Consider the following 17,983-nt stretch of genomic DNA (forward strand, 5'->3'; position numbering starts at 1 on the left):
TCAGTGAGCCTTGCGCGGAGTGATGTAGCTGCTGATGAACGCAGGGTTGTGCGCCATGATCCGGCTGTAGACTTCGATGCCGAAATCCACCCAGTCACGCATCAGTTCGCAATAGTGATAAGTCGGATGCGCCGGGTCGCCGTAGCGGGCATAGCTCTCGTGGTAGCAGCCGCCGGAACACAGGTTGCGGATGCGGCAGCTGTCGCAGCCGGTGTTGGTGCGGTCCAGGCGCTGGGACAGGAAGTCATTGAGCTCCATCTGCTTGACCCCACCGTCATGCACATTGCCGAAGGTCGGCAGGGATGAGCCGGTGAAGCGGTGGCACAGGTTCAGCTCGCCCTTGTGGTCCACCGCCAGCATCTTCAGCCCGGCGCCGCAGGGCAGCGCCTTCTTGTGGCCCTCGTGGATATCGGTGATCAGCTGGTGCAGGTTGGAGAAGCCGATATTGCGGTGCTCCAGTGCCGCCGCCAGGTAACGCCGGCCCAGGCGCTTCATGCTGGCGAAGACTTCGATCAACTCCTCGCTGCTGAGGTTGAAGCTGCTGATGTCCCCCGAGGTCACCGGGGCGAACCCCACTTCGGCGAACCCCAGCTCGTTGAACAGGTGATCCCAGATGGTCTCAAGGTCGGTGACCCCGGTGGTCAGGGTCACCCGCGCCCCCACCGGCCGGCTGTCGTAGCGTTCCAGAAGCATCTGCGCCTTGCGCCGCACCACGTCATAGGTGCCTTGCCCGCCCACGGTGATGCGGTTGCGGTCGTGCACGGTCTTGGGCCCGTCGATGCTCACCGAAAGCCCGAAGCGGTGGGCGTTGAGGTAGTCCACCACCTCTTCGGTGAGCAGGGTGGCGTTGGTGGTCATGACGAACTCGACGAACTTGCCGGCCGCGGCAAAGCGCTGTTCGCAGTAGTCCACCATGGCCTCGATCAGCGGCCGGTTGCTCAAGGGTTCGCCGCCGAAGAACACCACGGTGTAGCGCTCCTCGTCCGGGGACTCCTGGAGCAGCATTTCCACCGAGGCAATGGCCGTGTCCAGGCCCATCTTCTTGCCCGCCGAGGGCTTGTCCAGGTCTTCCTTGTAGCAGTAGGTGCAGCTCAGGTTGCAGCCGGTATTGACGTTGAGCACCACGGTATTGATCGCCGTGCGTTCGACCCGTTTGACGCCGATTTCCGGGGTCAGGGGCGAGCCGTCGCTGACCAGTTCCAGGGCCATCAGCTCACGCAGGGTGTCGCTGACGTCGGCACCGTCATAGGCGCCGGCCAGACGCTGGATCAAGTCTTCCGGGGTACAGCCCGGGCCGCGCAGCGCATCGATGATGCTGCCGGTCAAGGCATCGCTGGCAAACAGCGAACTGCTGGGGATATGGAACAGCATGCGGTTGGCGTCCACCTGCACTTCATGCAGGTTGCGCTCCACCAGATTCAGAATTGCGCCCATTACAACCTCCTGTGCCTGCCCCGCGTTCGGGGCCTGCGGTCATTGCCTGAAAGTGTCTGTCGGTATCGCTCGACGCCCCTCAGGGAATGGGTGGATTGTTCCAGCGTTGCACGGTGACGATCAGCTGGCCTTCACCGGTCAGGGCCTTGCCCCCCTCCTCCACCGCAGCGATCACCTTGAGGTTGCCGGCGTTGTTGGTGGACATCTTGCGCAGCGGGTTGGGCCCGGCATCCCCTGGGGTGAACACGCCACTGTCAGCCTGCATGCTGCCGGCGTACTTGACGTCTTCATCCTTGGCCGCCTGGGCGTCGAAGGCCTCGACCTTCCACTGCGCCGGCATCACGCCGATGCGGTAGGCCTTGCCGTCGGCCCCCTTGCCCCAGGCTTCGGCATCGAAGCGGCCCTGGACCTTGGGCGTCGAACCGCCGCCGTCACCGATCCGCGCCACGGCAAATGCCGGCACCACCTTGACCTCGGCGATGCGCTGGTACACCGCCAGCGTCGCGCCCTTGAGGCTGCCGACGCTGACTTCCCGCAGCCCCGGCTGGGCGCTGACCGCCGCCTTGAGCCTGACGCGGATGCGTTCGGGGCTCTGCTCCAGCACCTGCACGACCTCCACCCCTTTGCCGAAGCTCGGAGTGCCCGCAAGGCCCGCGCCCACCAGGGTCACCTCGGCCCCCTCACCGGCCTTCAGGTAACCCGGCTGCACCGCCAGCAACCGCTGGCTGCCTTGCCGGGCGGCGATGAAGTCCAGGCCGCGCTCGTCGTGCTCGGCCTCGAACATCCGCCCTTGCAGTGCATTGCCCTGTGCCGCCAGCACCTGGCGCATGACCACGCCATCCACGGTGACATTGCCGCGCCATTCATAGCCGTTGTAGAGGATCGCGCTGCCCTCGCCATTGAACGGGCTGCCATCGGCGTACTGGCCCTTGACGCTGAGCTTGAACTGATCGCCTTCCCCGGCGCTGACGCTCATCACCCCGGCCAGTTCACCCTTGCCCGGCAGGTGGCCGCTGAAGCTCCAGTCCCCCGCCAGCGCCGCCGCTTGCGGGCGGGCCTGTTGCCAGGCTGTCCAGGCGGGATTGTCGAGGGGATAACGCTTGGCCAGCAGCGGCACCATTTCCTTGAGGGCGGTGGGCAGCCATTCCCGGTCCCGGGACAGCGCCTGGTACTCCAGGGATGGCCATTGCCCAAGGTGGAAATTCACCAGCCGCTCCCATTCCTGGGCCGGCCGGCGTTGCAGGGCGATCCGCGCGCCGGAGTGGCAGCGGGCGCACATCTGGGTGGTCTGTTCGTCGAAATGCTCGACAGTGTTCAGCCGTCGCTCCAGGGCGTAGCGCACGCCGTCGGTCTCGCTGGGCGCCAGGCCCTGGGTATCGGCCAGGTACTTGACCAGGGTGCGGCGGTCGTCATCGCTGATTTGCAGCCCGTGCATGGTCTGCATGCGGGCAATGCTCATCAGCCAGCCTTCCGGGGTCTTGCGCTGGTGGCTGATGCGGCTCAGGGCTTCCCCGGCCTCGGGGGTGTGGCAACCCTGGCAGGTTTCCTTGAGGATGCTCTGCGCATCCCGAGCGGCAAAACTCGAAGGGGCATGCAAGGCGGTACAGGTGGCAATGGCCAGCAGGCTGGCACTGAGCCTCAGGCGCAGTCTTCTCTTCATCAACGTCAAACCTCCCACGGTGCTTTCTTATTTTTAGCGAGTCGTTTTTATGGTTTCTGCCATGCCCGGCACGCCCGGTCATGGAGGCAAGAGAAACGTCTGCTGATATGCAATACACGGAGCGTGCCAGCTTATAAAAGAACCCGGAATCAACGACTTGGGCGAAGACGCCGGTCCCTGGCGGGCTTGCGGGTGTTACCCGACGTTCAATTTCGAGACAAACGTCTCAGTCTGAGACAGCGATTAGCCAGCGCCAGAACAGCTCTCAAGGCCGGCGACGAGGCTGTACCGCTGGTTTTCTTTGCAATTGGATCTTGCATTTATCCGGCGGCGCCGCAGAATCACCCCCGCTTTGCCTGCCCCGTCCCATGGGGTGTGCCGCACCTCCCCTCTTACAAGGAACCTGAAGTTCATGGATAGAAGCGCCTGTGCCCGTCTCGGCTCGCTGATCCTCTCGTTGTCTGCCCTGATCCTGGTCGGATGCAAGGAAGAAACCAGTCCCAAGACTGCAGCCGTCGCTGCGGCCCCCGCGCCGGCGGCCATGGTCATGCCGATCTGCGCCAATGGCGAATGCGCGGTTCTGGACCAGGACGGCAAGGTGCTGGTCAGCGCCGACAACGACTACGACGCCGTGGTCTCCCTGCCCCTGGACAAGACCTTCCTGTTCGCCAAGGACGGTACCTGGAACCTCAGCAGCGCCGATGGCAAGCAGACCCTCAAGGCCGCCTTCACCGATGACCTGCGGCTGCTGACCCCGGGCTACTTCGGCTTCGGCCAGGACGGCAAGCTGGGCATCATCGACCAGAGCGGCAAACAGATTCAGCCACCGCGCTTCGACGATCTGTACGTGGGCGGCAACGACGACTTCATCGTCTACGAGATCGGCGGCAAGCGCGGCATTCTCAGTGCCAAGGGCGAGGTGGTGACCGAAGCCCTGTATGACAGCAGCATGGTCCGCGATGACTTCGCCAAGCGCGGCTGGTGGATGATCGCCGAACGCGGCAACGACAAGTGGGCGCTGAACCTCAAGACCGGCGAGCAGAAGAAGATCGACTTCGACAGCATCGACTACTTTGCCAACCAGCATCTGGTGGTCAGCACCGAACAGGGCAAGGCCCTGGCCGATGCCCAGGCCCAGTTGATCAGCGCCGCCACCTACAACTGGATGGGCGAACCGGGTGACGGCCTGGTGGCCTTCCGGGAAAAATACGACAGCCCCTGCGGCTACATGGATTTCCAGGGCAAGACCGTGATCCAGGCCCAGTTCGGCACCTGCCAGGTATTCGGCAAGCAGGGCGCGCTGGTCACCGCCAAGAACGCCGACGGCAGCTCCGGCAAGGCCGGGCTGATCGACCGCCAGGGCCAATGGAAGGTGCAGCCGGTCTACGACTCGGCGGACCCGGCCGGCTTCAGCCCCCTGGGAATGTTCCGGCAGGTACCGGGGCTGAACCAGGTCGCGGTGCTGCAGAACGTGTTCAGCGCCACCTTCGGTATCTTCGATGTGGACAAGGGCGTCGAGCTGTTCAAGCCCACCTACGCCCAGATCGGCGCGATCAATGCCGACCTGTTCGTCTTCAGCACCGCCAACAGCCCGACCAAGCAGGCCACCCTGTTCGGCCAGGCCACCCAGGTGCGTACCGTGGGCCTGATGGACGCCAGCGGCAAGGTGCTGCTGGAGCCGGGCCAGTACGTCGACATCCGCCTGGACAACAGCGGCCACTACCTGCTGGCCACCGACGACACCTCGGCCCTGGCCACCTCGGCGCTGTACGACCTCAAGGGCAAGCGGCTGATCCCCGGCAAGTGGCAGGAACTGGTGGTGGACGAAACCCGCGGCGCCATCTTCGGCTATGCCGTGGAAGGCATGGGCGACGATCAGTCCCGCAGCCTCAAGGCCCTGTATCGCCTGGACGGCACTCCGAGCTTCCAGGTCAGCCAGGTCGATTGCGGCGCCGAACAGGTGCACGACGGCCATGACCAGGTGCTGTGGCCGGCCACCCCCCAGGACTACTGCCCGCAGCCTGACGAAGTGGAAGACCAGGGCGAAGGCGACAACGCACAGGGCTGAGGCCCCGAGCGAACCGGTCACGGTTGGGATCAAGCCTGCTAGGATGCGGGCTTGATCGATTCAGCCAACCGGCCCGGATGGGGCCCGACAGGAACTGTCCCATGCTCAATGCTCTGCTCTTCGACCTTGATGGCACCCTGACCGACACCGACGCCCTGCACCTGCTGGCCCTGCAGCAACTGCTGCTGGAAGAGGATGGCCGGACCTTCACCCAGGAAGAATTCGAAGCCCATGTCAGCGGCCAGGCCAATGCCAACATGTGCCGCTACCTGTTCCCCGAGCGCAGCGTGGCGGAACATGAAGCCTTTGCCGAGCGCAAGGAAGTGCGCTTTCGCCAACTCTCCCCGCAACTGATGCCCATGCCCGGCCTGCTGCGCCTGCTGGATTTTGCCCAGGAGCACGGCATCGGCGTGTGCGTGGTCACCAACGCGCCCCGGGCCAATGCCGAGCACATGCTCGAGGTGCTGGGCCTGCGGCAGCGCTTCCAGACGGTGCTGGTGGCCGAGGAGTTGCCTCGGGCCAAGCCCGATCCCCTGCCCTACTTGAGCGGCCTGGAATGCCTGCAGGCCACCGCCGACCAGGCCCTGGCCTTCGAAGACTCGGTACCCGGGCTGACAGCCGCGGTAAAAGCCGGGATCTGCACGTTCGGCCTGGCCACCAGCCAGCGCCCGCAAACCCTGCTGGATGCCGGCGCCCACCGCGTGATCAACGACTTCGACGACCCGCAACTGTGGGCCGAGATCCGGCGCCGGCTCGATCTGCCCTGAAGGGAATGGGATGAGGATATTGGCCAGGCCAAGCGGGAAGGAAACAGCCAGGCAGAAAGAAACGGCAGGAGGGAAAAAGGTGCTCGCCCATCACTTCGGCAGTGGCATCCAGACCGAAGTACCCCCTTTGGCTGGGCGAGCAGGAGGGAATATACGCGGGCTCCAGGGGCAGTAATATCGGACATATCCGAAAACACCCTACGACTTGGGCAAAGATGCTGGAGGTTTATCCCTGCACGACTTTTTTTTCACGGTGCTTTCACCTCGCCGCCCCTATATTGCCAATCACTCCTTAACGAATCCCATTTGGCCCGCGCTACAGCGGGCTTTTTTTTGCCCGGGCTCCAGCGGCCGGCCCCTGGGGCGCCGACTGCTGGTGCGGGTCACTCAGCGAGCCGCCCGCTCCGCAAGCGATGCCTGGGTGGGGACGAATGCCGGCGCCTGCTCGGGATAAAACCGCGCCGCGGCATTGATCACGGCCTGCACCGACGCGGTGACGATATTGGCGTGACAGCCGGCGCCAAAACGTGACCCGGCAACGCCCGGCCACACCACTTCGACAATTGCCAGCGCCTGCGCATCGGCCCCCGCCCCCAGGTTGCGCTCTTCAAAACTGTCGATGCGCAGCGGCAAGCCCAGGGCGGCCAGGGCCGCCGCGACAGGTCCGTTGCCCACGCCATGCAAGCACGCCTCCTGGTTCCCGGGGGTGGCGACCCGCAGCTCGATCCCCTGCCCCTCGGGGGCATCGAACAACCGATGAGCGAGATACCGCAGGCCGGCCGTGCCCTCTGCGCACGCCAGATAGGTGCGCTGGAACACCTCCCATAAAGCGTCGCTGCTCAACTCGGCGTCACTGGCATCAGCCAGCTTCTGCACAATGGCGCTGAACTCGATCTGCATGCGCCGGGGCATGACGATGCCGTGGTCACGCTGCAGCAGGAAAGCGATCCCGCCTTTGCCGGACTGGCTGTTGACCCGCACGATGCTGTCGTAGGTCCGCCCCAGGTCCTGCGGATCGATGGGCAGGTAGGGCACCTCCCAGAAACCGTCAGCCGCCTGGGCGGCAAAGCCCTTGGCGATGGCGTCCTGGTGCGAGCCGGAAAAGGCGGTGAACACCAGGTCGCCGACATAGGGATGGCGCGGATGGATCGGTAGCGCCGTGCATTCCTCGGCAACCCGGGCCACCGCTGCGATATCGGAGAAATCCAGCCCGGGGCTGATGCCCTGGGTATAGAGATTCAGGGCCAGGGTCACCAGATCCAGGTTGCCACTGCGCTCGCCATTGCCGAACAGGCAGCCCTCCACCCGCTGGGCGCCCGCCAGCAACGCCTGTTCGGCACAGGCCACGCCGGTGCCCCGGTCGTTGTGGGGGTGCACTGACAGCGTGACCTGGTCGCGGCGCTCCAGGCGCTTGTGCATCCATTCGATCTGGTCGGCAAAGACGTTGGCGGTGGCCACCTCGACGGTGGTCGGCAGGTTGATGATGATCGGGCGCCCCGGGCCGGCGTCCCAGGTACGGATCGCGGTGTTGCACATGCGCAGGGACACCTCGAGCTCCGCCATGCAGAAGGTTTCGGGGGAATACTGCAACACCCATTCGGTTTCCGGGTGCTGGTCGGTCAACTCGCGCAACAGCCTGACATGGCGCTCTACCAGGGCCTCGACCTCATCCACCGAAAGCCCGAAGACCACGCGCCGCCAGACCGGGGCGATGGCGTTGTACAGGTGGACGATGACCCGGCGCGCACCCTGCACACTGCGTACGGTTTCGCGGATCAGGTCCTCGCGCAGTTGGGTCATCACCATGGGCGTGACGTCGGCGGGAATCCGCTGCTGTTCCACAAGCTCGCGGACCACCTCGAAATCGGTGCGCGAGGCGGCGGGGAATCCCACTTCGATTTCCTTGAAGCCCAGGCGCACCAGTTCCTCGAACAGGCGCAGCTTGCGCTCGCGGTTCATCGGCTCGAACAGCGCCTGGTTGCCATCGCGCAGGTCGGTGGACAGCCAGATCGGAGCCTGGGTGATGGTACGTGACGGCCACTGGCGCGAGTCCAGGTCCACGGGGGTAAAGGGGCGGTATTTGGTATGGGGATGGGCGAGCATACTGACCTCGAAAGCACAATGGAGAACGCGATGGATCTCCCCTGCTTTCATCATGGAAAGCGCTTCGAGGCCGGAGTCTGGGGGAGATCAGCCCGGGTGCCAGGTTCCTGGCAGCACCGGCAGACCCCGGCCGTAAGGCAGGGGTAGCGCTAGTAGCAGGGTCAGGAACAGGGGGTTCATGGGCGGTTGCAACCGTCGGCGGGCAAGGAGTGATCTGTAGTCTAGGTAGCGATCTTCTGAATGTAATGCGCTAAACACCCTTTGATTATCGCAAAATGGACATTTTCACCTATGATAAGCGCCCCATGATCCCTTCCAGGACGGAGGCGCTGCGCTGCATGTCCGATCTGCTTGTTGTCTCGTCCATCGACTGCCTGTCCATGCCGGTTACCAGCATCGCCGTGGATTACCCCAACGGCCATGAAATACCTGCCCACAGCCATCCACGCTCGCAGCTGGCCTATGCCATCGAGGGCGTGCTGGTGATCGACACCGAGTCCGGCCGCTGGGTGGTGCCGCCCAGCCGCGGGGTGTGGTTGCAGGCCGGCGTCGAGCACCGGGTACGCATGCGCGGCGCGGTGCGCATGCGCAGCCTGTTCATCAATGTCGATGCCATTGCCGGCCTGCCCGAGCATGACTGCGTGATCGAGGTCTCGCCGTTGCTGCGCGAGCTGATCCTGGCCGCCGCCCAGGTCGGCACGCACTATTCGCCAGACAGCCGCGACGGCCGCCTGATGCGCCTGATCCTCGATGAGATGCGCTCGCTGCCGGTGCTGCCGTTCAGCCTGCCCTGGCCCCATGAGCCGCGCATGCTGCGGGTGTGCCAGGCGCTGGCGGACGATCCTTCGGACAACCGCACCGCCGAACAATGGGGCGACTGCCTGGCCATGAGCGCCAAGACCTTCCATCGCCAGTTCCAGCGCCACACCGGCATCACCTTTGGCCGTTGGCGCCAGCAAGCGCGGTTGCTGATGTCCCTGGAGTGCCTGGCCGAGGGCATGCCGGTGGTGCAAGTGGCGCTGCAGCACGGCTACGACAGCCAGAGCGCCTTCGCCGCCGCCTTCAAGCGCCAGTTCGGCACGCCGCCTTCGGAGTTCTACCGCTGAGGGCTCAGGCCCGGCGCAGCAGCACACCGGCCACCACGCACAACAGCATGGCCAGCCCCGCCAGCAAGAAGGCATCGCTGTAGGCCAGCAGCAGGGCGTCGCGGTGCAGCACCTTGTCCACCATGCCCAGGGCTTGCTGGCGCAGGGGCGCCAGCGCCGCCGAATGCAGGGCCGTTGCGTACTCCACCGGTGCCTGGGCCAGCAGGCGCACCAGTTCCACCAGGCGCTCCTGGGTGGCCTGGGCGAACAGGCTGACGGATTCGCCAATGCGCTGGGCGTGGAGTTTCTCGCGCTCCACCACGATCTGGCTGGACAGCGCGATACCGATGGCCCCGCCGACGTTACGCACCATGGAGAACAGTCCGGAGGCCGAGCCCACCTGGTCCTTTTCCAGCCCCTGGATCGCCATCACCCCCAGCGCCACCACCACCAGCGACTGGCCGATACCACGCACCACCAGCGAGGGCACGATGACGTTCACCGAGGCATCGGGGTTGAGGTGGATGTTCATCAGGCAGCCGATGCCAGTGATGGCGAACCCGGCAATGATGATGGTGCGGGCGCTGGTCCAGCGCATCAGCCGCGGGGTGGCGAACGACATGACGAACTGGATCAGGCCGTAGGGAATCATCATCAGGCCGATCTGCCGGGCGTTGTAGCCGTGGATCTGGGCAAAGTAGTTGGGCACCAGGAACACCACGCCGAACACCACCGCACCGAAGGTGAATTGCATCAGGCTGGCAATGCCGAAGTTGTAGCGCCCCAAGAGGCGCAGGTTGATCAACGGCTGCTCGCGACGCAGTTCGATGGCCACGAAGGCCAGCAGGCCGACCGTGGCCAGGATCGCGCAATGGCTGATGAAGCTTGAGGCGAACCAGTCGTAACGGCCACCCTCCTCCAGCATGATCTGCAACGCCGAGAGGCCCACGGCCATGCTGGCGATGCCGCCCCAGTCACCCTGGCGCAACTTTGCCAGGACCATGGGCTGGGGCCGCACCGACCAGCCGATGGCCGCCAGCAGCAACAGCCCCGGCGGCACTTGCAGGTAGAAGATCCAGCGCCACGAATAGGCATCGGTGAGCCAGCCGCCCAGGGACGGTCCCGCGGCCTGGGCGACATTGTTGGCCACGGCGAACAGGGCCATGCCCATGGGATGCCGGGCCGCCGGCAGCTCGGTGACAATCAGCTGGAACGACAGGGGAATCAGCACCCCGCCAAAGGCCCCTTGCAGCACCCGGGCGAAGATCAGGCTGTGGATGTTCGGCGCCAGGGAACAGGCGATCGAAAACAGCACGAAACCGGCGGTGCCGACCATCAGCACCCGGCGCATGGAAAACACCGAAACCAGCCAGCCGGTCATGGGAATGATGATGATCTCCGCCACCAGGTAGGCGGTGGTGATCCACGACCCCTCCTCGAAAGTCGCCCCCAGGGAACCACGCACGTCCGGCAGGGAAGCGTTGGTCACGTGCACGTTCATCCCGGCCATGAAGCAGCCCACCACGCTGCCCAGCACCGCCACCCAGGTGCGCAGGGAGATTGCCTGTGCGGCGGCCTCGCCGGTGCCTTCCGATACGGCCTGGGCACTAGTCATGACGGGTGTCCACGGTCACCACCACCGACATCCCGGGGCGCAGCTGCGCCTGTCGCGGCTGCCCCGGATCGAGGCGGATGCGCACCGGCATGCGCTGCACGATCTTGGTGAAGTTGCCGGTGGCGTTGTCCGCCGGCAGCAGGGCGAATTCGGCGCCGGAAGCCGGGGCGAAACTCTCCACCCGTCCCTCCAGTACATGGCCACCCAGGGCGTCGACCTCGACCCGCGCCGCTTGCCCGGGCCGCATGCCGTCGACCTGGGTTTCCTTGTAGTTGGCCACCACATAGGCGTCCTCAGGCACCACCGCCAACAGCGGCGCACCGACTTCGACGTACTGCCCCAGGCGCAGGCGCCGCTGGCCGGCGATACCGTCCACCGGGCTGCGGATCAAGGTGCGAGCCAGATCGATGCGGGCCAGTTGCCGCTGGGCCGTGACCCGGGCCACGCCCGCTTCGAGCTTGTCCAGTTGCGCCCGGGCGCTTTGCTGTTCGGTATCGAGCACCTGTACCTGTTGGCGCCGCGCGGCCAGGCTGGCGCGGGCCGCGCCCAGGGCGGCATCGGCCTGACGGGCCAGGGCGGCGGCGTTTTCCAGTTGCTGCACGCTGCTGACTTGCTGGCTGGCCAGGTGTTGCTGCCGCCGCCCTTCCTGGCCGGCCCGTTGTGCCTCGGCCTCGGCGGCGCCGACCCGGGCCTGGGCTTCGGCGATCAGGCTCTGCTGCTGTTGCTGGCGGGCGGCCAGATTGGCCAGCCGCGCCTGCCCGGCACGCTGTTCGGCCTGGGCCTCGCGCAGCGCCGCTTCCGCCTGTTCGACCCGAGCCCGGTAGTCGCTGTCGTCGATCCGCGCCAGCAGGTCGCCAGCCTTGAGCGGCTGGTTGTCCCGGACCTCGACCGCCACCAGGTAGCCGGCGACCCGGGGCGCGATGGTGACGATGTCCGAGCGCAGGTAGGCATCGTCGGTCTCCACCAGGAAACGCCCGTTGAACCACCAGCGCAGGCCCCAGGCGAGAACCAGCAGCAACACCAGCGCCAGCCCGGCATAACCGAGTAAGCGACGGCGGGTGACGGCTTGCGCCGGGGAAGCGGGAACAGGGGTCTGGGTCATTGCAAAGGCTCGTTGGGGGTTCGCGGGAAAGGGTTGGCCGCAGCCCGGCTCGGCTGCGGCAGGACAATCGGCGGCGCGCTGCGCCAGCCGCCGCCCAGGGCCTTGAACACCAGCACCTGGGTATCGATGACGGCGGCATCGGCCTGCGCTGCCGCGGCCCGGGTACGTACATCGGTGCGCTGGGCATCGAGGTAATCCAGGGCCGTGGAGGCACCGGCGGCCCTGGCTAGCCCGGCCAGGCGCAAGGCCTGGTGGTCACGTTCGGCTGCCAGGTGCAGGGCTTGCTGGCACTGCAACGCGGCCTGGTAGTCGCTCAGGGCCTGTTGCTGCTCCTTCAGGGCCGCCAGGATGCTGCGGTCGAAATCCGCCAGTGCCGCGCTTTCTCCGGCGCTGGCCTGGGCGATGCGGGCGCGGGCGGCATTGAGGTTGGGCAAGCTCCAGGACAACAGCGGCCCCAGTTGCCAGACCGACGCGTCGCGGTCATCGAAACCCGCGGGGTGGTGCGCCGACGTGAAGACCCCGGCCCCCAGGCTGACCCTTGGATAGAGATCGGCCCGAGCCACGCCGATGCGCGCCGTGGCCGCCGCCAGCCGTCGCTCGGCCTGGCTCACGTCGGGACGCCGACGCAGCATGGCCAGGGCATCGCTCTGGGGCATGGGCGAACCCAGGCGCGGGGCCTGGCGACAAGCCTTGGCCGCCGCCGGTGCATCACCCGGGGGGCGCCCCAGCAAGACGGCCAGTTCGGCCAGGGCCCGCTGCCGCCCGGCCTGCAACGGCGGCAGGCTGGCCTGCACTTGACCCACCAGGCCTTCGGCGCGCACCACATCCAGGGTCACCGCGGCGCCGGCCTGATACAACCGGGCGCTCAGGGTACGGCCCTGCTCCACCAGCGCCAGGGACTCGCCCGCCACCTGCAGGCGCTGGCCATAGCTGCAGGCCTGCAACCAGGCACGGGTGGTTTCCGCGGCCACCACCACCCGCAGGCCATCTTCGGCGGCCCGGGCCGCCTCGGCATCGGCCCGGGCGGCATCGGCCAGGCCGTGCAGGCGGCCGAACAGGTCGGCCTCCCACTGCACATCCAGGCCGACCCCATAGCGGCTGCCGGTGCGGATGTGCTGGCTGTCCTGCAAGGCGGCTTCCAACTGGTCGTCGGCGGTACTGCCGTAGCCGGCGCGGGCCGTCACCTGGGTGGAAGGCTGGCGCAGGGTATCGGTTTCGCGCAGCAGCGCCCGGGCCTGAAGCAGGTTGGCCGCAGCCATTCGCAAGTCGCGGTTCTGGCTCAGGGCTTCCTGTACCGCGGCATTGAGCCCAGGGTCACGGTAGAGCTGCCACCACTGGTCGAGCCCCTGCTCGGCCGTTGCGTCCAGGTGGCTCACGGGCAGGGGCACAGTGCTGCCGGGCGGCCGTTCCGGCCCCAGGGTGCAACCGGCCAATAGGGCGCACAGGGCCCATGCAGGCCTCGGGTAAATGGGCATGGGAAGTACTCACGGATTCGAAGCGCCTACTTTAGAAAGGCCAGCTGGCGACCGTCTAACGAGAACTTCTTTTCGATTATCGCGAAATGGTCAACCTTGATCCCAAGCGCGGCCCTTCCGGCCTGGGCCCACAGCTCCAGGCTGTCGGCCAGCTGAACGAACTCACACTGGCCCTGCTGGCGCCAGTGGCCATGGATACAATTTGAAACACCCCCTACCCAGCCGATCGGATCGCCATGACCGAAGACTTCGATGTGCCCAGCCCCCACGAAAAGCACCTGGAACACGTGAGTGAACAAGCCCACGCGCGCAGTGACCGCTTCGCCAGCAAGATCGCGGTGATGACGGCGATCATGGCCACCCTGGGAGCGCTCCTGAGCTATCAGGCCGGCTCCTCGGAAAGCCTGGCGGCGATGGACAAGAACAATGCCGCGATGAAAAAGACCGAAGCCGCCAACCAGTGGAGCTACTACCAGGCCAAGTCCAGCCGGCAGAACCTGGCGGAGCTGGCAACCCACATTCCCGGAGTCGATGCCCCGCACTACGGCATCGAAGCCCAGCGCTACCAGAAGGAAAAGGAAGCGGTGCGCCTCAAGGCCGAGGCCCTGGAAGCCGAGGCCCGGGACTGGGACGAACAGTCGGAAGCCGCGCTGCACCAGCACCATCGCTGGGCCCAGGCGATGATGGCGATTCAGATCGCCATCTCCATGGCAGCCATCACCCTGCTGACCCGCAAGGAATGGCTGAAGAAGCTCGCCTACGGCGCGGCCGGCGGCAGCGTGTTGCTGGGCACCCTGGCCTGGCTGCACATCTAGAGCCCCCTGCCGGCCCCCGGAACCTGCCAGCCGATGCGTCTCTTGAATCTCACCGGGCTGTCGCAGTTTGCGAAAAACTGCCGCCGCGCAAGCCCCGGTGCTGCGCCCCAGGCCCCGCCATAGCGGGGCCGCGGCGCCTGGGTGGAACTGGCACAGCCATTGCGAAAGCCCCGGCCTCACCTACAACAAGAGGCTTCGCCATGGCTATTGCCCCACTGCTCGCCGCTACCACGGCCTTTATCCAGCGCGCCCCGCGCATGCTGATCGGTGCTCACTGGACCGAGGCCGGCGACGGCCAGACCATGCCCCTGCGCAACCCCGCCACCGGCGAACAGCTGTGCCTGGTGCCCCGGGCCACGGTGGACGATGTCGATCGCGCAGTGCTCGCCGCACGCCAGGCCTTCGACGATTCGCCCTGGACCCGCACCCGCCCCCGGGAGCGGCAGAATCTGCTGTGGAAACTCGCCGACCTGATGCAGCGCGACGCCGAACTGCTGGCCCAGCTGGAATGCCTGAACAATGGCAAGAGCGCCGCCGTGGCCCAGGCCATGGACGTGCAACTGTCCATCGATTTCTTGCGCTACATGGCCGGCTGGGCGACCAAGATCGAGGGTTCAAGCGTCGAGGTCTCGCTGCCCCTGATGCCTGACGATCAGTTCCACAGTTTTATCCGCCGCGAAGCCGTGGGCGTGGTCGGCGCCATCGTCGCCTGGAACTTCCCGCTGCTGCTGGCCTGCTGGAAACTCGGCCCGGCCCTGGCCACCGGTTGCACCCTGGTGCTCAAGCCCGCCGATGAAACTCCGCTCAGCGCCCTGAAACTGGCCGAACTGGTGCAGGAAGCCGGCTACCCCGACGGCGTGTTCAACGTAGTCACCGGCACCGGCATCACCGCCGGCAGCGCCCTGACCCGCAACCCCCTGGTGGACAAGCTGACCTTCACCGGCTCCACCGCCGTGGGCAAGGAAATCGGCAAGATCGCCATGGACTCCATGACCCGGGTGACCCTGGAACTGGGGGGCAAGTCGCCAACCATCGTCATGGCCGACGCCGATCTGGCCAGCGCCGCGGCCGGGGCTGCCAGCGCGATCTTCTTCAACCAGGGCCAGGTGTGCTGCGCCGGTTCCCGGCTGTATGTGCAGCGCAAGCATTTCGACAAGGTGGTAGCCGACATCGCCGGCATCGCCAATGCCATGAAGCTGGGCAATGGCCTGGACGCCAGCGTCGAGATGGGCCCGCTGATTTCCGCGCGCCAGCAGGAGCGGGTCTATCGCTACATCGAGATGGGCCGCGAAAGCGGCGCCACCATCGCCTGCGGCGGCGAACAGTTCGGCCCGGGGTATTTCGTCAAGCCGACGGTGATAGTGGATGTGGACCAGAAGCATTCGCTGGTGCAGGAAGAGATCTTCGGCCCGGTGCTGGTGGCCATTCCTTTCGACGATGAGGCCGACGCCCTGCGCATGGCCAACGACAGCCCCTACGGCCTGGGCGCGAGCATCTGGTCCAACGACCTGGCGGCGGTGCACCGGATGATTCCGCGGATCAAGTCCGGTTCGGTGTGGGTCAACTGCCACAGTGCCCTGGACCCGGCACTGCCGTTTGGCGGCTACAAGATGTCCGGGCTTGGCCGGGAAATGGGCCACGCGGCCATCGAGCACTACACCGAGTTGAAATCAGTGCTGATCAAGCTCTGATCCGCCCCGCGCCAACCGCCCCACCCGGGGCGCCGGAGGTGGTCCGGCGCCCCCCCCGACGACCGCCCTGTTCGCCGTGCAAAGCACTGCTACGCTCAGCCCGAGCCGGCTGGCCACCTCGTTTGAAGAGCCTGGGCTCATCCCCCCACAACGCCTCATCACCACCGAAAACCCGAGGAAAGCATCATGGGATCAAATGGAAATGATCACGATTACATCCAGTGCGGCTGCCACAACCCCGTCTGGGAAGCCTTGAAAGACACCCTCGACCCCGCCAGCTATATCGCCAGCCACCCCAACGCAGCACAGGGCCCGGCCAGGGACGCGAACGGCGAGTCCCTGGTGTTTCATGACGGCATCATCTACCCCTTGCGCGACGGCAACATGGATGAGCGGGTCGAAGCCCTGGGCATCCATGCCGGCGACGTGGTCGCCGCGGGCACCCTGGCCGCCGTCGAAGCCCGCATGCAGGCCCTGGGCATCGACTACAAGAAGCAGTCGCTGCACGGCAAGACCCTGCTGCCCGGCCTGGTCGAGCCCCACGCCCACATCGTGCAGAGCTGCGCCATGGATGGCTGGCTGAACCTGGGCGCCATCGAGCCCGACGACGGCGATAGCCAGCAGGCGCCAGAGAAAAACAGCCAGCGCCTGCGGCCGCTCTATACCTGGGGCTGGCTGAAGGAAACCATCCAGAACAACCTCCCCGACGACAGCACGAGCTGGGTCCTCGGGCACCTGGTCGATCCGGCGCTGATGCCGTTCAAGGTGGTGCCGGGCGGCCTGAACCAACTCATGACCCTGCAATGTGGCGACACGCCCGAAGAGGGCTACCTGGACACCATCGAGGCCAAGCGGCCGATGCTGCTGATCAGCGCCTCCATGCACACCGCCTACATGAACACGGCGGCTCGGGATCTGGTGCATGAAAGAACTGGGGTCATGGTCGAGAACGGCGTGCTGCAGGAAACCCAGATAGTGGCCGGGATCCTGTCGATTCCCGCCAGGCAGAAGCTTGCAATGCTGAAGATCTTCGAGCGCCTGGACACCTTCTTCGCCACCGCGGCCAGCCGCGGGATCACCCTGCTGTACGACGCGATGATGGACCCCTTGTCGAAGCTGGTATTGAACGCCTACTTCCTGTCCCACCCCAGAACGCTGCGGATCGGCTACGCCGCCGCCTGCAACAACTCGCTCGAAGCCCTCAAGCTGCTGCCGGCCTATCGGCCGGCCACGCGGGAAGAGGCCAGGCACATGTATCAGGGCTCGATCAAGGTGATCTCGGACGGGTCCAACCAGGGGTTGACCGGCTATCAGGTCGCGCCCTACTGCTGCGAGACAGACCGCCCGGTGGGCAACTTCAATCTGTGCGACAAGGGCGAGGACACCCCGAAAACACTCCCGGTCAAATACCAGGAATTTATCCACGCGGCGGTGAAAAAAGGCTGGCCGCTGATGATCCATGCCAACGGCGACCAGGCCATCGAATTCACTCTGCAGGCCTATGACCTGGCCCTGCAGGGCCAGAGCGGCCTGGACAAGCGCCATCGCATCGAACATTGCTCGCTGCTGAGCAAAAGCACCCTGGAAACCATGCAGCGCCTGGGCCTGTCACCGAGCTTTTTGATCGGCCATGTCGGCTACTGGGGCTACGCCTTCGATAAAGCCATTTTCGAAAAGAAGGCACACAACATGCTCGACCTCTGCAAATCGGCCCTGGACCACGAGCTGCGGATTTCCCTGCACAGCGACTATTCCGTGACCCCACTGGGGCCCCTGCGTTCGATGGAGCAGGCGGTGACCCGCAAGATGGAAGGCATCCGCAATCATGACAACCAGTTCGTCCATGACCCGCGCCTGCAACCCATCCTCAATGAGGGCCAGTGCCTGACCCGCAAGCAGGCGCTGAAAGCCATCACCTACGACGCTGCCTGGCAGTGCCATGCCGAGGCCTGGACCGGCTCCCTGCAGGACCAGAACTTCGCCGACTTCGTGATCCTTGAGCAGGACCCACTGGACGAGAAGTTCCCGGCCACCCGGATTCGCGACATCAAGGTCTGCGAAACCTGGAAAGGCGGCCAGCGGGTGTACCTCAACCCCCGTAGCTGACCAGTGCAAGCCCGGGGGCTGCGCCAGCTCCCGGTGCCCCCTGTAGGAGCCGGCTTGCCGGA

General features: G+C 65.8%; 12 protein-coding genes. 6 read left to right on the forward strand and 6 right to left on the reverse strand.

Annotated elements, in window-relative coordinates:
• Both peaB and peaA read right to left on the reverse strand, forming a co-directional pair.
• Entirely contained in the window at positions 1-1,434 is a 1,434-nt protein-coding gene (gene peaB / locus AC1RGE_RS10830) for a quinohemoprotein amine dehydrogenase maturation protein (protein WP_015636440.1), read from the reverse strand.
• A 79-nt stretch (positions 1,435-1,513) separates the two neighbouring features.
• The gene (peaA, locus tag AC1RGE_RS10835; RefSeq protein ID WP_492584204.1) at positions 1,514-3,094 is read right to left on the reverse strand and encodes a quinohemoprotein amine dehydrogenase subunit alpha; all 1,581 of its coding nucleotides are present in this window, start codon (positions 3,092-3,094) and stop codon (positions 1,514-1,516) included.
• A gap of 412 nt (positions 3,095-3,506) precedes the next feature.
• On the opposite strand from peaA, the gene AC1RGE_RS10840 reads away from it, so the two are divergent.
• Together AC1RGE_RS10840 and AC1RGE_RS10845 are read left to right on the forward strand one after the other, a co-directional pair.
• Positions 3,507-5,162, forward strand: coding sequence for a WG repeat-containing protein (locus AC1RGE_RS10840; RefSeq protein ID WP_492584206.1), 1,656 nt, complete (start codon positions 3,507-3,509; stop codon positions 5,160-5,162).
• Positions 5,163-5,263: 101 nt separating this feature from the next.
• Positions 5,264-5,929 carry an HAD family hydrolase gene (locus AC1RGE_RS10845; protein ID WP_015636443.1) on the forward strand — a complete coding sequence of 222 codons (666 nt, stop codon included), beginning with the start codon at positions 5,264-5,266 and terminating at the stop codon, positions 5,927-5,929.
• 387 nt (positions 5,930-6,316) lie between these two features.
• Here AC1RGE_RS10845 and AC1RGE_RS10850 read toward each other — a convergent pair whose 3' ends face one another.
• The gene (locus AC1RGE_RS10850; RefSeq protein ID WP_492584208.1) at positions 6,317-8,032 is read right to left on the reverse strand and encodes a 2-isopropylmalate synthase; all 1,716 of its coding nucleotides are present in this window, start codon (positions 8,030-8,032) and stop codon (positions 6,317-6,319) included.
• Positions 8,033-8,307: 275 nt separating this feature from the next.
• Between AC1RGE_RS10850 and AC1RGE_RS10855 the strand changes: the two genes are divergently transcribed.
• On the forward strand, positions 8,308-9,138 hold the full coding sequence (locus AC1RGE_RS10855) for an AraC family transcriptional regulator (RefSeq protein WP_011062405.1): 831 nt from the start codon (positions 8,308-8,310) through the stop codon (positions 9,136-9,138).
• Positions 9,139-9,142: 4 nt separating this feature from the next.
• Here the strand turns inward: AC1RGE_RS10855 and AC1RGE_RS10860 are convergent, their stop codons facing one another.
• From AC1RGE_RS10860 to AC1RGE_RS10870, 3 genes are read right to left on the reverse strand one after another with little or no spacing between them, the layout of a single operon-like run.
• Positions 9,143-10,732 (reverse strand): DHA2 family efflux MFS transporter permease subunit, encoded by a 1,590-nt coding sequence (locus AC1RGE_RS10860; RefSeq protein ID WP_011062406.1) that lies wholly within the window; start codon positions 10,730-10,732, stop codon positions 9,143-9,145.
• Positions 10,725-11,834: an HlyD family secretion protein gene (locus AC1RGE_RS10865; protein ID WP_065363159.1), complete on the reverse strand. Its 1,110-nt coding sequence runs from the start codon at positions 11,832-11,834 to the stop codon at positions 10,725-10,727. The genes AC1RGE_RS10860 and AC1RGE_RS10865 overlap by 8 nt, the downstream gene beginning before the upstream one ends.
• Positions 11,831-13,309: an efflux transporter outer membrane subunit gene (locus AC1RGE_RS10870; RefSeq protein ID WP_492584210.1), complete on the reverse strand. Its 1,479-nt coding sequence runs from the start codon at positions 13,307-13,309 to the stop codon at positions 11,831-11,833. The genes AC1RGE_RS10865 and AC1RGE_RS10870 overlap by 4 nt, the downstream gene beginning before the upstream one ends.
• A gap of 236 nt (positions 13,310-13,545) precedes the next feature.
• Between AC1RGE_RS10870 and AC1RGE_RS10875 the strand changes: the two genes are divergently transcribed.
• The 3 genes from AC1RGE_RS10875 (at position 13,546) to AC1RGE_RS10885 (ending at position 17,921) form a co-directional block, all read left to right on the forward strand.
• Positions 13,546-14,124, forward strand: coding sequence for a DUF4337 domain-containing protein (locus AC1RGE_RS10875; protein WP_492584212.1), 579 nt, complete (start codon positions 13,546-13,548; stop codon positions 14,122-14,124).
• Positions 14,125-14,324: 200 nt separating this feature from the next.
• Positions 14,325-15,815, forward strand: a complete 1,491-nt coding sequence (locus AC1RGE_RS10880; protein ID WP_015636451.1) for an aldehyde dehydrogenase family protein — start codon at positions 14,325-14,327, stop codon at positions 15,813-15,815.
• A gap of 186 nt (positions 15,816-16,001) precedes the next feature.
• Positions 16,002-17,921, forward strand: coding sequence for an amidohydrolase (locus AC1RGE_RS10885; RefSeq protein ID WP_492584214.1), 1,920 nt, complete (start codon positions 16,002-16,004; stop codon positions 17,919-17,921).
• Positions 17,922-17,983 lie beyond the last annotated feature (62 nt).

The sequence above is a fragment of the Pseudomonas sp. GW823-FHT02C05 genome (assembly GCF_058797595.1).